This window comes from Gordonia sp. 852002-50395_SCH5434458, from assembly GCF_001665905.1.
In the GTDB taxonomy this organism is placed as follows: domain Bacteria; phylum Actinomycetota; class Actinomycetes; order Mycobacteriales; family Mycobacteriaceae; genus Gordonia; species Gordonia jacobaea.
This window is the reverse complement of the sequence record NZ_LZTC01000055.1, coordinates 74,549-88,300: the sequence shown is the minus strand read 5'-3', so window position 1 is coordinate 88,300 and position 13,752 is coordinate 74,549. Positions and strand designations below refer to the sequence as shown.

Sequence of the window (13,752 nt, the reverse complement as noted above, 5' to 3'; positions counted from 1 at the left end):
CCCCGCCACCACGCATCGGTGGCGGGGCAGACGTGGTCGCTCGGGGCAGGTCCCAGTAGAGGGAGCGTGGTCAGATGCCGTCCACGATCACATATTCGGCGTTGGCTGCGCCGTTCGATGACGTCGCGATTGCTGTCACGAGTGCGCCGTACGGGATGCGCCACGCGGAGTGTTGTCGCTTGAGCTCGGCTGCGGGAATCTCGACCGATGCTGTGAAGCTCGATCCCTCGCGGTCGATCGGAACAGCATCTCCGTCGACGAACACCTGTAGCAGGTCGGCGTCGGATGACCCCGAGATCTCGATGACCGCAAACTGCGCATCGCGTCGAGCGGATGCTGTCAGTTCTAGCGCTGGGACGTCGCCGCCGGCCTCGGCGCCCGGGCGCATCAGGGGGCGCATCAGTGAAGGGAGCTCCGGCGTCGAGGTAGGGGCGGTGCGGCGTCGAGACGCGTGCTCGTAGGCCCAGCCGTAGGCGAGTAGGGCGTTGTCGTCGTAGGCGCGTCCGGCGAATGTCAGGTTCACGGGCATTCCGATGTCACTCATCGTGCCCATCGTGACGTTGACAGTCGGAATGCCGTAGTGACGGATCATGGTGTTGCCGGTCGACACCCACACCCCGTTTGCCATGGCACGTTCGTGTGATTCCGGATTGGTGTCGGCGTCCGCGGGTCCGACGTCGAGCGCAGAGGGAAACACCAGTGCGTCGAGGCCGAGTTCGTCGAGCCACTCCTCGAGGTCGACGCGGCGCATCTCCTCGAGCCCGCGGATGCCCTCGGCCAGATCGGGAATCTCATCGAGCGTTGGGATTCCGCGTGCGGCGCGCTCGGGGTACTCGCTGATGTCCAGGTTGTACCGCGCGTAATACCCGTGCAGTTCATCGGGAATCGCGCCGTCGGGCAGTGGGAAGATCAACGGCCCGTCGACGTCGGCGAGGCGGTTCAGTGCGGGGTCGCCGTTGGCCTCCAAGAAATCGTTCCACGACCAGACGGTGAGGTCCCACATCTCCGCGTCGAAGAATCCTTCCGGGAGGATTCCGCGGGCATAGCCGTCGCGGGCGTCGGGTCGGTCGAGTTCGTAGTTGGTCAGGGCGGGGAAGTCGACGTCGATTATCTCGGCGCCCGCTGCCTCCAGGTCTGCTCGTGCGCGGTTCCACAGCTCGATGACCGAGGGTCGTGGTGTGATCGGCCAGCCCGCGTCGGGGTCGTCGCCCAGGATGATGCGGGGTATGCCGAAACGCTTGCCCCGCAGGGCATTGTCATCGCGGAGGTCCAGGTACGACTCTGGCCGCACCGACGATGCCGCGGGCAATTCCACCCATGGCTGCGTGCGCCAGAAGTCTCCTCGTGTGTCGTTGTCATCCGTGACGAGCACATCGAGCAGGGCGAGCATGTCGTCGACCGTACGAGTTTGTGGCACAACGACATCCATTGTCGGCGTCAACGGCCAGTTGCCACGCACCGAGATCACGCCGCGCGACGGCGTGTACGCGACGAGCGCGTTGTTCGACGCGGGGGAGCGGCCACTCGACCATGTCTCTTCGCCGAGGCCGAACGCCGCAAGGCTCGCAGCTGTCGACACGCCAGAACCGTTCGACGAGCCGGACAGGTACGCGGCCGCGAGATAGTCGCTGTTGTAAGGACTCTCGGCCCGTCCGTACACGCCCCGCTGCATACCGCCATTGGCCATCGGAGGCATGTTGGTGAGGCCGAGGCAGATTGCGCCGGCAGCCCGCAGACGTTCGACGGCGAACGCGTCTGAGCCCGCGACGAGATGCGCGAACGCAGGCGAACCCGACGCCACGGTGAGGCCCTGCACCCGGTAGCTGTCCTTCGCGGTGTACGGGATGCCGTCGAACGGACCGTACGCCTCGCCACGGGCACGACGTTCGTCCGATGCGCGCGCTTCGTCGAACATCGTCGGGTTGAGAACGGGAATCGCGTTGAGCGTCAACCTGTGTCTATCGTATCGGCCAATGCGGTTCAGGTACCCACAGACGAGTTCGACGCTGGTGACCGCGCCTGATTCCAGCGCGGCACTCAGTTCGGCTATCGATGCCTCCACCAGTGGTGGGGTTTGTGTCGGGGACGTCATGACGTGGCGCCGACGGCTGGTTGTTGCTGTGTGATGCAGTGGATTCCACCGCCGCGTGCCAGGATCTCGCGTGCGTCGATGGTCACCACGCGCCGGCCGGGGTAGACCGACGCCAGGATCTCGGCCGCGCGCGCGTCGGCCTCCGGTTCACCGTAACCACAGGCGACGACACCACCATTGACGACGAGGTGGTTGATGTAGCTGTAGTCGACGAAGCCCTCGGAGTCCCGAATCGTGTTGGGAGCGGGCAGATCGACGATGTTCCACGATCGTCCGGCTGCGTCGGTGGTGCCTTCGAAGAACTCGCGCAAGCCTTTGGTGACTGCGTGGTCGGGATGGTCGGGATTCGGCTGGTGGTGCAGCAGCAGCGTCCCGGGGGAGGGAATGGTCGCGACCATGTCGACATGACCGCGCGTGCCGAACCGCTCGTAGTCGCGGGTCAGGCCGCGGGGGAGCCAGATGACCTTCCTTGCGCCGATCGTGCGTTCGAGCTCGGCTTCGATCGTCTCGCGCGTGGCGTAGGGGTTTCGATAGGGGTCGAGTTGGACCGTCTCGGTGACGAGAACGGTGCCCTCGCCGTCGACGTGGATGGCGCCGCCCTCCTGGACGAGCATCGAGCTGACAACTGGGACACCTGCCCGGCCTGCGACCACGCGCCCGATCTGACGATCGTTGGTCCACTCGGCCCACTCCTGTGCGCCCCAACCGTTGAACGTCCATGTGACAGCGCCGAGTTGGCCTGCGTCGTCGATGACGAAGGTCGGCCCGATGTCGCGCATCCACGCGTCGTCGAGCGGCGCTTCGACGATCTCGATCTCCTCCGAGAGCATGGCACGCGCACGTGTCGTCTCTGTCGGGTCGACGACCATGACGACCTGCTCGAACTGCGCGACCGTATTGGCAACCTCGCTCCACGCGGCGTACGCGGTCTCGGCGTCGGCCGCGCTTTCGGCGAGGGTGGTGTTGGTCCGTGGAAACGCCATCCACACACGCTCGTGGGGGGCGGTCTCGGCGGGCATTGTCCAGGACATATTCGGAGCCTTTCGTTATTGATCGAGCAATCAATAACTAGAACGGTAAGGGGTGCGGGTCGGGCCGTCAAGTGGTACGAACGAATTATTGATTCTGTGATCAATAGCGGTTGACTAGGTGGTGGCCAGGCACGATGATCGCTGGGTGATGGTCTCGAAGAGCCGGACGCGCGCACCCCGCAAGTCGCCCGAGGAACGGACGGATGAGATCCGCACCGCCGCATGTCAGGTCGCTCGTGCCGATGGGCTTCCAGGGCTGACCCTGAGGTCTGTCGGCGCACGGGCAGGTGTGGCGCCCGCGCTCGTCGCACACTACGAGCCGAGTATGGACGAGCTCGTCGCGTCCACGTTCTCGGCGATCACCAGCGCGGAGGTCGACGACATCACCGAACTCATTGCCACCGAACCGAACTCAACGTCGAAGCTGCGGACCTTGATCGCGACGCTGACGGAGCCGGGCCGCGACGATGTCACGATCGTATGGGCCGACGCCTTCAGTCTTGGCAGGGTGAATCACCCTCTCGCTGCCGCAGTTCGGGACGTCATGGGCCGTTGGCAGTCACTGGTGTCCGAGCTCATCAGCGAGGGTGTCGACGCGGGCGAGTTCGTCACCGACGACGCGGCCGACGTCGCGTGGCAGTTCCTCGGGATGATCGACGGCGTCAACTCGCACGCGCTGGTGCACTACGCGGGTGCTCCCGACAGAGGGCGTCTGGTTCGGCGCGCGATGGAGAACGAGCTCGGACTCGCACGCGGAACCCTGCAGTAGGCCGGGCTGGGACATCACATCGAGTCGAGCCTGCCGGACAGCCGCTCGACCGTCCGAAACAGTGCCGCGTGATCGAGGCCGCCGTCGCCGTTGGCCCGCGCCGACGCCATGAGTGTCGCGACGAGGGAGCCGATCGGGAGAGCCAATCCTGCCTCGCGTGCCGAGGCGGTGACGATCCCGAGGTCCTTGTGGTGCAGGTCGATTCGCGCTCCCGGTGCGAAGTCTCGATCGATCATCCGACGTGCCTTGTGGTCGAGCACTGTCGATCCCGCGAGTCCTCCGCCGAGGACTTCGACCGCTGCGGTGGTCTGCACCCCGCTGGCCTCGAGGTAGACGAGTGCCTCGGCGAGTGCGGCGATATTGGCGGCCACGATCAATTGATTGGCCGCTTTGACCAATTGTCCACTGCCGCTTGGTCCCACGTGTACGACGGTCGAACCGACAGCATGCAGGAGGGGCGCCGCTGCCTCGACCGCCTGGTCTGAGCCGCCGACCATGATCGACAGGGTCGCATTGACTGCGCCCTCCTCGCCGCCCGACACCGGAGCGTCGAGAAACAAATGGCCGCGCTCAGCCGCCTGGTCGGCCAACCGGACCGCGACGTCGGGTCTGACGGTCGAGAAGTCGACGATGACGGTGCCCGGCTTGGCGTGCGCGAACACTCCATCTGGTCCATTCATCGTCTGCTCGACATCGGGGGAGTCGGGGAGCACCGTGGCGACGATGTCGGCATCGGCGACCGCCTTGGGGACGGAGTGCACTGCGGTTCCACCGGCCTCGACGAGTGCCGCGGCTTTGGACGGTGTGCGGTTGTAGCCGACGACGCGGTGTCCTGCGCGAACCGCGTTGACGGACATCGGACTGCCCATCACGCCGAGTCCGATGAACGCGAGGGTTGTCATGATGAGGTGCTCCTCCGTGGTGCGGTGATCCGAGTGCCGTGTCTCAGTGTGCGCCGTCTGCGAACTCCGCGATCCACGAGAACGGGTCGGGCAGCGTCGGGCGATACTCGAGACTGATCCATCCCTGGTATCCGGCTTCGTCGAGCGCACCCAGGTATCGCGCGAAGTCCATTGTGCCCGTGCCTGGTTCGCCACGGCCAGGGGCGTCGGCGATCTGCACATGACCGATCCGCCCGGTGTGGTGCGAGAGCACGTGGTCGAGGTCGTCGCCGTTCGTCGACAGGTGGTAGAGATCAGCGAGGAGCGCGACGTTGTCAATCCGGTGCTCGCGTCGAACGGCGTCGGCCACTGCGAGCGCATCATCGGCGAGGCGGAGCGGATAGTCCGGGATCGCACTGAGTGGTTCGAGGAGGATCTGCGCGCCGATCGTCGCAGCGGCACGAGCCGCGATGGCAAGGTTGTCGACTGCCAGTGAGTCTTGTTCGGCGATGTCGAGTCCTGCCATGCGGTTGCCGTAGAGCGAATTGAAACCCACGGTTCGCAGACGTGCACCGATGCCGACCGCGACGTCGATGCTGTCGACGAACTCGCGCGTCCTGGGCGGATGCGACAACAGCCCACGCTCACCCGCCGCGAGATCACCCGCTGCGAGGTTGAGGTGGGTGAGGCGTACCCCGGCGTCGTCGATCGCCGTCACGAACTCGTCGACCTCTCGATCGGCAGGGACAGCGTCGTCGAACGGCCACCAGAATTCGACGGCATCGAAACCCGCATCGCGCGCCGCCTGGGGTCTGCGCAGCAACGGTAGGTCGGTGAACAGCATCGAGCAGTTCACAGTCAGTCGGTGGGGGTTCATCGCGGCTCCCTCGTCTGGGGTCAACTCGGCTGACGTGACGTTGCTCGCGACTGTTTTACCGTCATTGGTGGGCGTCTCCCAAATGGCCCAAATGGTTAGCCTTGCTGAGGTTGTCCAGGGCCCAATCTGACGGTGTGCGAGGTGGCCATTTTCAGCGAGGGAGTCGGTGTCCGCACTCGGCGCGGTCTGAGATCGTGGCTGTCGACCAATCAGTAGAGATTGCCTCCGCTGCCGGGCAGAAACCGCGTGCGGCCAGGGCGTTCCGCGTATCGTGCTGCCATGCGACGGTGGCGGGTCCTCCTCATCCTCAGCGCTGCACAGTTCATCATGGTGCTCGACACAACGGTCATGAACGTGTCGGTGTCGCAGGTCGTTGCCGACCTCGGCACGACGTTGACCCAAGTCCAACTCGCGATCACCCTCTACACACTGGTCATGGGATCGTTCATGCTCTTCGGCGGTCGCCTCGGCGATATGTTCGGCAGGCGGAGGGTTTTCGCCATCGGGCTCATCGTGTACGGAATCGGTTCGCTCATCACGGCATTCAGCCAGAACATCGGCATGCTGTTGTTCGGATGGTCCTTCGTTGAGGGCGCCGGAGCCGTCATGGTGATGCCTGCGATCATTTCGTTGACGGCGTCGAACTATTCGGGTCGCGACCGCGCAACCGCCTATAGCGCCCTCGGCGGTATTGCCGCAGCCGGCGCGGCGGCCGGTCCGTTGATCGGCGGATGGGTGACTGAAGCACTCACCTGGCGGGTGGTGTTCGCCGCGGAGACCGTCGTGTGCATCCTCGTCGTGCTTGCGGTGCGCGCCATCGCCGACGACGAGAAGGCCGAGCCCGGGGGGATGGACTGGGTCGGAACCGCGTTGTCGGTAGCGGGACTCGGGCTCATCGTGATCGCGCTGCTGCAGGCAGGCACCTGGGGCTTCATCAGGCCGCGAGGCGCACTGACAATCGGTGACGTGAGAGTGACACCGTTCGGTTTCTCGGTGGTGCCGTTCATGATTGCGCTCGGCGTCTTTGTGCTCATCGGTCTTGTCTCCTGGGAGCGTCGTGTCATCGACCGTGGCGGCACACCGCTGCTTCACCCCGCGTTGCTTCGAAAACTGCAGCTGCGCAACGGATTGATCATGCTGCTCGCGCAGCAGACCATTATCGGCGGGATGTTCTTCATCATCCCGATCTACCTGCAGTACGCACTGCAGATGAACGCGTTCGAGACAGGAGTGAAGCTCGCGCCCATGTCGGTGGCCATGCTGATCGCGGCGTTCGCCAGCCCGAAACTGGCTGCGACGCAGTCGCCGCGGCGGATGGTCAGAATCGGTCTGGTGCTTGTGATCGTCGGTTGCGTACTTCTGGTGACCACCATCGATCCCGAGCTCAACAGTGTTGTGTTCGCCATCGGCATGGCCATCTTCGGCGCCGGATTCGGTTTCATAGCAGCACAACTCGGCAACGTGATCATGTCGTCGGTGGGCAATCGTGACCGTGGTGAAGCGGGCGGCTTGCAGGGCACGGCCCAGAACATCGGGACATCCGTGGGCGTTGCGCTGCTCGGTGCGCTACTTGTCGCCGCGCTCAGTTCGGGCTTCAATACGGCAGCTCAGGCAGACTCGACGATTTCGGCGCAGACGAAGAGTCAGATCAACGACGCGACGGCGAACGGCGTCGAAATCCTCGGACGAGACCAGCTCGAGGCGGTTGCTCAGGAGCACGATATTCCCGCCGGTGAGGTGTCGACACTTGTCGACGACTACGTCAACGCCCAGTTGGAGGCGATCAAGATGGCGATCCTGCTGGCCGTATTCTTGGCGTTGCTCGGACTAGTTGTCGCTCAACGACTTCCGACGGTTCCCGGCGCAGAATTGGGCAAGGATGAGCCAGCCGCGGCGGGAAAGTGATCGCGGCTCGAGTCTCATCGCAGGTGCCTCAGGACTCATCGCAGGTGCAGTGTGCGACCCGAGAGCGATCAGTCGTTGCTCGAATCCGAAGGGTTCGAGCCCGTGCTGTCGTAGCTGATCATGCCGTCGTGATCCTGCGGCTTGTCGTGCTTGAGCTTGTAGATGAGGCCGATGACGCCGGCAACGACGAGCAGTGTGAAGAAGATGAATCCCATGGCGATCTCCAGGGGCCTGCGACGATGTGCGCCGATCAGCGCACATCGTCGAGAATACTGCCCCGAGGGGTCAGGGGTTGGAGGTCAGGGGTTGACCCCGCGCGATGCCAACCACGCCTGCGGGTTGATCTTCTGCTGGTTCTTGTCCCAGACCTCGTAATGCAGGTGCGGGCCGGTGGACTGTCCACGATTGCCGACGGTGGCGATCGTCTGGCCGACGTGAACCTTCTGGCCCGCCCTGACGAAGCTCTCGTTGACGTGTCCGTAGACACCGGTCGTGCCGTCGTCCTGGCGAACACGAACCCACATCCCGAAGCCCGACGCCGGGCCCGATTCGAGGACGGTGCCGTCGGTGACGGCGTGGATCGGAGTGCCGACGCGGTTGGCAATGTCGACGCCGTTGTGATGCGATCCCCAGCGGGCGCCATACCCGGAGGTCACGGTGCCGGTGGTCGGTGCAACGGCACGCTTCTTGCCCGGGACCCCCGCATTCGGGGGCAACGCGTTGCGGGTGAGTTCCTCTAGCTGCGGTGGCAGCTTGATGTTTTCCGGAAGCTTGATGTTCTCTGGCAGCTTGATGTTCTCCGGCAACGCCACGGTCGGTGCTGCGGGCTTCGGAGCCGGCTTTGCGGCGGCCTGCGCCGCGCCAACGGAACCGAGGCCGATCACTCCGGTGATCGCGGCGACGGTCGCGGTCTTCAGCTTGAGGGTGTGCGCGTTGTTGGAAGCTGCGCGGTGCTGACCACGGCTGGCGCGAGGTGGCGAGTCAAAGACCGCACGCGTCGCGTTCGGGATCGAGTCACGGTCGGTCAATCGGTGGTGAGGCACTGCTATACGTCCGCTCTGGGGTTGGTAACGCTTTGATATCGGAATGGACACGGCGAGACTATCAGACGCGCGGCTTGGGCGACATGTCGTGTTTGCCGGAGAGGCTCAGATCCGGTATCGTCGCAGGTCAAGGCAGTGGAGGGCGTTATGAATCGTTCGCGCGGCCAGGTTGTGCCGGCTCCTTCGCCGGTCCCGCCCGTGACCACCATCGACGACGTGGTGGCTGCCCTCGACGACATCATTTCGTGGTCGGTGAGCACACCGAGTCGTCTCGGCTACTTCGCTGCGCTCTACAAGCGCATCACTCTTGCCGTGGGTGCTGCCATAGAGCGCGGGTATTTCGACGACGGCCCGCGGATGGAGCGTCTCGATGTCGCTTTCGCCGCCCGATACTTTGAGGCTTTCAACGGCTATCACCATCCCGGCACCTTCTCGAAGCCAACTCGCTCCTGGCGCATCACGTTCGACCATGCACCCGATCCCGCGCCGATCATGGTGCAGCACATGCTCGCCGGGATCACTGCACATATCGTGTTGGACTTGGGAATCGCGGCGGTCGAGGTCGCCGGCCGACGCGGGCTTCGGGATATCGAGCGCGATTTCACGACGATCAACGCGGTGCTTGCGAGCCAGGTCAATGGTGTTGTCGACGACATCAACGAACTTTCGCCCGCGCTGGCCGAGATCTATACCGTCCTCAAGCAGAATCAGATCTTTGCGATCAATGAGGCGATCAAGGTCCTCCGCGACAGTGCGTGGCGGTTCGCGTTGCTGTTGGCAGTCGAGCCCGGGTTCGCCCGTGGCCCTACCATTCTCGCGCGCGACCTGGTGGTCGCACGCCAGTGCTTGGCCGTCTTCGATCCGACGGGCGTCGTCGGCGTCCTTGATAGCGCCGTCACCCGGATCGCCGCTCGGGAGAGCCGGGGTGTGGCGCACAACGTCGAGGTGCTTGCCGACGTGGCCGCGACGCCCGCTCCGATCGAGACGGAACTGTAGGGGTCAGAGCCCGAGTTCGATCATCCGCTTGGTGATCCGATCGTCGGTGGTCGCGACCGGTTCGCCGGTGGCCACCCAGGGGTCGCCTCCGAAGTAGGTAGCCATGATCTTCTCCGCGGTGCGGGTGGCGAGCGCCTGGGTGGTCAGGGTGGGGTTGGGTCCGCCGAGTGAGTTGGCGAGAACCGAGTTGTCCGCGATGAAAATTCGGTCGACGAATCGCGCCTCACCGCTGGGGCGCGTCACGGAATTGCGGGCCGACTCGCCCATGCGCATCGACGAGTGCACGTGGAGGAGCAGGGGAGCCCAGTCCAGCCGATATACCTTTCGCGCGCCGGCTTTCCGGAGGAGTTGCGCCGCCTTCGTCGTGATGTACTCGCGGTTGCGTCGGGTCGGGGCCGACCGCTTGCGAATGTCGATGTCGACTTTCGCGACAGCACCGTGGGAGTCAGCCGGGAAAAGTGAAGGCACTATTCGACATTCGGGCTCGACGTGGTCGTCGGTGATGCACAAGACGTTCAGCATCCGGTCGATTCCGTGGGCCATGAAGTCGCGGAGTTCGTCCCCGGCCAGTCGTCCGGTGGGGCCGTCCCATGCGCCCCGCATCCCGCGGCCGTTGGTGTACTGGCCGCGAATACCGCTGTTGGACAACGTCATCGTGAACGCCTGGATCGCCGGGGTGACTCCGGAGTTCTCCAAGCATCCATATCCGGGGAACTCGACCCGTGCACAAGAATTGGCACCCCGCGTGTTGCCGGTGTCCTCATCGAAAAGACCTACCACCCAGTCGAACCAGTGGTCGGTGTGTCCGCGACCGACCCAGCCGTTCGGGTTCGGCAATCCACTGTTGAACCACAGCCGCGGGCTCTCTGTAGCGCCGCCGGCCATCACCACGACCTGGGCGTCTTCACGATGTCGCACCCCGGTGACGTTGTCTCGCCATGTCACTCCGGTGGCGCGGACGCGTCCGCGGCGTTCCTCTGTGTGAATTTGCTCGACGAACGACTCCGCGCGCAGTTCCATGGCCTTGCCGCCGCGACGAACCGCATCAGCGGCAAGGCCGAGCGGAACGTAACTGTTGTCGGTCGATCGGCGGGCGAAGAGGTTCCGTGGTGCGCGCGCTGGTTGGTAGCAACCCTGAAAACAGTGGCCGCAGAAGGTGCAACCCGTTGCCTGCGGGTAGGCGAGAAGGTTGGAATCTGTTGTGCGGCCGGCATTTCCGCCTGGATGCAAAATACAGTTCGGCTGCGGTCGAAAAGCTGCGCGGGTCGTGTCCCGTGATCGTTGCAGCGGCAATCCCAAGCCTTCGCAGCCTCGGAAGAAGAGCGCCTCTTTGGTCCCCATCGGGGCAGGCTTGACCGGCAGGCTCGCTTCCACCCACTCGAGATACGGAACGAGTTCGCGGTAGGTGAAGGGGAAGCGATGCGCGGTGTCGTACAGGGCGGCGTCGGCACCGCGGTAGCCGGCGAACACGCCGGGATACGGTCGCGGACTGTTGCCGAAGAAGTGTTGAGTGGTGCCGCCCACCCCACCCAATTCCCAGACGAAGCTGTTCTGTGCCCATTCGCGGTGCCAGTACGGTGTGGACCGGTCGCCCGGTCCGAAGCGGAGGAAACCGGCTGTGGGGTCGTTGGCGTCGAACTCGAGATGCGACCACTGTTTGGCGGGGTTCGCGTGGCGCGGACCACCTTCGAGCAGCAACACGTCGAGGCCCTGTCCGGCGAGTTCGGCGGCGACCACCGGGCCACCCCCACCAGCGCCGATCACAATGACGTCACGCACTCAGAACTCCTCGAATCCCTTGTAATAGCCGATGAAATCGTCGTGGCCGTCTACGAGCCCGTTGGGCCGGTATCCGGTGATGTTCCAACTGACAGGACGCCGAGAGACGCCGTGCGGTGTAGTCGTAGAGCCGATGCTCGCTCCACACGGTGAACGCCGAACCGTCGAGCAGGATGCCCCCGACGAAGCGCAACAGGCCCGCGCCGGACCCGCGCAGCGGTTGCGGTAGCGCATTGTCGAAGACGGCGAGTAGATCGGCAGCAGGTTGTTCGACCAACTCGAACGCACGGGCTTTCGTCTGAAAGTTGGCGTTGGCGAAGGGTGAGGCAAACGGACCCGCAAGCGGTGCGCCGACGAGTAGCGCTGCGACATCCATGACCAACCCGGCGATCAGGGACAGCGGAAAGGTGCGGTCGTTGTCGCTGACGCCGAGCGCGCGGTCGACTGCCGAGGCCACCTTGTCGTCGGGAAGCTGCAGCGGCGTGACGGCCAGGTCGGTGAGCGTCACCGACAGTGCCACTGCCAGTGGCCGGAGAAGCTGGTCGCCCTGCGGTAGAAAGCGGTCCACCAGGCCGACGAATTCGTCGGCCGCACCATCAGACATCGCACCGGGGCCGCGCCCGGTGACACCCTGCTGCTTCGAGTACCGGTCGTCACCTGGCATCACCATGACCGACACGCCACGGAGCGCATCGCGCGACGCTATGCGCAGCCCCCCCGAGTATCTGTCTCGCGATGGGCGGCATGTCCAGATAGCCGTCGGGCGGGGATGGCGCGGCGCGCGCCGCGGGTGTGCGCGACAACGCGAGAACCACTGTGGCAAGACCAGACGCCCCTAACAACTGACGCCGACTGATCCCGCGGGAACCCGCGGAAGAATCGGACATCTACAGCATCGCCGTGTTGTGGGTCACATTGCGAGGCTACGGCACGAGCGCCGGGAAAGTCGCTTTTGCCGCGGGGCGTCGTCGGAACTCAGGTGAACTGATCTGACGTCGAGACAGTTCGGAACTCGTTGACGGCGGTGGGCGCTGAGGCGCGAGTCAGCCGACGGCCCGCACGAACTCCTGTGCGGCCGGTGGCACCGGTGCGTCGTCGACGAATTCTTCACGCGCGCTGATGATCAGTGCGACGGCAGCCAGGGCTATCCACAACCCGGAGATGACGGCCTAGGTGAGCACATTCTGTTTGCGGTAGTGCACGACGGTTGCGGCAAATTCCCGGAGGAATCCCGACGGCAGGTAGTACCAGGCGGTGGGGGAGCCGACGACGATCGCCCCTGGAATGCCCAACTCACGGCTCAGCGATGCGCTACGCAGTACGTGGAAATTGTTCGTCACGACGATCATCTGGGCGGAGTTGATTCCCTGATCGGCCAACAGCTGTAGCGAATTCTCCAAGTTCTCGCGGGTGTTGGTCGATGCGTCCTCGAGGAGTACCGCGTCGGCCGGTACGTGAGTTTCCTCAGCGAGGTACCGGGCCATGGCAGATGCCTCGCTGACCACCTCGTCGTTGCCCCTGCCTCCGGACACCACGATCCATGGCTGACGGCCTGCCGCGACCAGATCGTCGTAGACGCGTACCGCTCGGTCGAGCCGGCTCGCCAGAAGCGGGGTAACGCGATCGCCGTTGAGCCCTGCACCCAGTACGACGATCACTTCGCTGTCAGTGATACGCCCATTCACCCTCGGATATACGACCGCGTAGGTCGTGTACGCCATCAGTTCGGCGACGATGATTGCCCCGGGAATGATGCCCAGCGGTACGACAACCAGCTGCCAGTCACCGTAGATGGCGGAAAACATCCACCACCACACAAGAGCCAGGGTCGCGATGATGGCCAATCCGAGGGCGGCCGGGACCAACGTGGCCATGCGCAATCCCTCGCGGCGGACCACGATGGGCGTATTGGCTGCCAGCAGTAGTGCGCTCGCGGCCAAGCCCAGAATCACGACGAGCACCGGCAACACCGCGACCAACAGGGAGAATGAACCCTCGGGAGCGATGATCACCGCGATCGCCGTCGCCGAGATCCAGATCATGGTGAGGCTCGCCATCAGCCACAGCCCGTGCGTGGAATGTCGGGCGTCGCGTCGAATCCGAAACCACGTAACGGCTATCAGTATCGCGGTGAGGACGAATATGACTCCGACGACAATTCGCACTGCGGTGCCTCTCTGACGTTGCGCGGCCACCCACGTTTCCGGTGAGCATGAACTGATCCCATTAGACAGACTCTCAGCAGAGCGATGGCCCGGGACACACAGTCCCATTCATGCAGCCCATCTCAAAGCTGATCTCGTTCGCCGGGATGATGGCTCGCAAGTTAGCGCCCGTTATTGGGCGGATCGAGGCCTATTTCGGGCGCGTGCACGACAC

The 13,752-nt window shown here is 64.4% G+C and carries 12 protein-coding genes; 3 read left to right on the top strand and 9 right to left on the bottom strand.

The features are described 5' to 3' along the window. Nucleotides 1-70 precede the first annotated feature (70 nt). Nucleotides 71-2,092 carry an amidase gene (locus A5785_RS13540; RefSeq protein ID WP_049698177.1) on the bottom strand — a complete coding sequence of 674 codons (2,022 nt, stop codon included), beginning with the start codon at nucleotides 2,090-2,092 and terminating at the stop codon, nucleotides 71-73. Next, the gene (locus A5785_RS13535) at nucleotides 2,089-3,123 is read right to left on the bottom strand and encodes an agmatine deiminase family protein (RefSeq protein WP_049698176.1); all 1,035 of its coding nucleotides are present in this window, start codon (nucleotides 3,121-3,123) and stop codon (nucleotides 2,089-2,091) included. The genes A5785_RS13540 and A5785_RS13535 overlap by 4 nt, the downstream gene beginning before the upstream one ends. Nucleotides 3,124-3,271: 148 nt before the next feature. Here A5785_RS13535 and A5785_RS13530 point away from each other — a divergent pair, with 148 nt between their 5' ends. Beyond that, nucleotides 3,272-3,892 (top strand): TetR/AcrR family transcriptional regulator, encoded by a 621-nt coding sequence (locus tag A5785_RS13530; protein WP_064866932.1) that lies wholly within the window; start codon nucleotides 3,272-3,274, stop codon nucleotides 3,890-3,892. Nucleotides 3,893-3,906: 14 nt separating this feature from the next. Here A5785_RS13530 and A5785_RS13525 read toward each other — a convergent pair whose 3' ends face one another. Next, entirely contained in the window at nucleotides 3,907-4,794 is an 888-nt protein-coding gene (locus tag A5785_RS13525) for a 2-hydroxy-3-oxopropionate reductase (RefSeq protein ID WP_049698174.1), read from the bottom strand. A gap of 43 nt (nucleotides 4,795-4,837) precedes the next feature. Then, nucleotides 4,838-5,650: a hydroxypyruvate isomerase family protein gene (locus A5785_RS13520; RefSeq protein WP_064866930.1), complete on the bottom strand. Its 813-nt coding sequence runs from the start codon at nucleotides 5,648-5,650 to the stop codon at nucleotides 4,838-4,840. Between the two features lie 279 nt (nucleotides 5,651-5,929). Between A5785_RS13520 and A5785_RS13515 the strand changes: the two genes are divergently transcribed. Continuing rightward, entirely contained in the window at nucleotides 5,930-7,555 is a 1,626-nt protein-coding gene (locus tag A5785_RS13515; RefSeq protein WP_064866928.1) for an MFS transporter, read from the top strand. A gap of 68 nt (nucleotides 7,556-7,623) precedes the next feature. Here the strand turns inward: A5785_RS13515 and A5785_RS23290 are convergent, their stop codons facing one another. Next, the gene (locus tag A5785_RS23290) at nucleotides 7,624-7,770 is read right to left on the bottom strand and encodes a hypothetical protein (RefSeq protein ID WP_156525513.1); all 147 of its coding nucleotides are present in this window, start codon (nucleotides 7,768-7,770) and stop codon (nucleotides 7,624-7,626) included. A gap of 84 nt (nucleotides 7,771-7,854) precedes the next feature. Beyond that, nucleotides 7,855-8,598, bottom strand: coding sequence for a M23 family metallopeptidase (locus tag A5785_RS13510; RefSeq protein WP_082937798.1), 744 nt, complete (start codon nucleotides 8,596-8,598; stop codon nucleotides 7,855-7,857). A 198-nt stretch (nucleotides 8,599-8,796) separates the two neighbouring features. Here A5785_RS13510 and A5785_RS13505 point away from each other — a divergent pair, with 198 nt between their 5' ends. Next, the gene (locus tag A5785_RS13505) at nucleotides 8,797-9,594 is read left to right on the top strand and encodes a DUF5995 family protein (RefSeq protein WP_231894044.1); all 798 of its coding nucleotides are present in this window, start codon (nucleotides 8,797-8,799) and stop codon (nucleotides 9,592-9,594) included. A 3-nt stretch (nucleotides 9,595-9,597) separates the two neighbouring features. Here A5785_RS13505 and A5785_RS13500 read toward each other — a convergent pair whose 3' ends face one another. The 3 genes from A5785_RS13500 to A5785_RS13490 all read right to left on the bottom strand — a co-directional run bounded on the left by A5785_RS13500 (nucleotide 9,598) and on the right by A5785_RS13490 (nucleotide 13,430). Further along, nucleotides 9,598-11,373, bottom strand: coding sequence for a GMC family oxidoreductase N-terminal domain-containing protein (locus A5785_RS13500; RefSeq protein WP_064866924.1), 1,776 nt, complete (start codon nucleotides 11,371-11,373; stop codon nucleotides 9,598-9,600). After that, a complete protein-coding gene (locus A5785_RS13495; RefSeq protein ID WP_231894043.1) occupies nucleotides 11,366-12,043 on the bottom strand; it encodes a hypothetical protein in 678 nt (225 codons plus the stop codon). Before A5785_RS13495 ends, A5785_RS13500 begins: the two co-directional genes overlap by 8 nt. 499 nt (nucleotides 12,044-12,542) lie before the next feature. After that, nucleotides 12,543-13,430: a YdcF family protein gene (locus A5785_RS13490; RefSeq protein ID WP_064866921.1), complete on the bottom strand. Its 888-nt coding sequence runs from the start codon at nucleotides 13,428-13,430 to the stop codon at nucleotides 12,543-12,545. Nucleotides 13,431-13,752 lie beyond the last annotated feature (322 nt).

Bases quoted from the DNA above. Each gene is read 5' to 3' on its own strand.
- A5785_RS13540 (WP_049698177.1), bottom strand. From the start codon at position 2,092: ATGACGTCCCCGACACAAACCCCACCACTGGTGGAGGCATCGATAGCC.
- A5785_RS13535 (WP_049698176.1), bottom strand. From the start codon at position 3,123: ATGTCCTGGACAATGCCCGCCGAGACCGCCCCCCACGAGCGTGTGTGG.
- A5785_RS13530 (WP_064866932.1), top strand. From the start codon at position 3,272: ATGGTCTCGAAGAGCCGGACGCGCGCACCCCGCAAGTCGCCCGAGGAA.
- A5785_RS13525 (WP_049698174.1), bottom strand. From the start codon at position 4,794: ATGACAACCCTCGCGTTCATCGGACTCGGCGTGATGGGCAGTCCGATG.
- A5785_RS13520 (WP_064866930.1), bottom strand. From the start codon at position 5,650: ATGAACCCCCACCGACTGACTGTGAACTGCTCGATGCTGTTCACCGAC.
- A5785_RS13515 (WP_064866928.1), top strand. From the start codon at position 5,930: ATGCGACGGTGGCGGGTCCTCCTCATCCTCAGCGCTGCACAGTTCATC.
- A5785_RS23290 (WP_156525513.1), bottom strand. From the start codon at position 7,770: ATGGGATTCATCTTCTTCACACTGCTCGTCGTTGCCGGCGTCATCGGC.
- A5785_RS13495 (WP_231894043.1), bottom strand. From the start codon at position 12,043: ATGGTGATGCCAGGTGACGACCGGTACTCGAAGCAGCAGGGTGTCACC.
- A5785_RS13490 (WP_064866921.1), bottom strand. From the start codon at position 13,430: ATGGCGAGCCTCACCATGATCTGGATCTCGGCGACGGCGATCGCGGTG.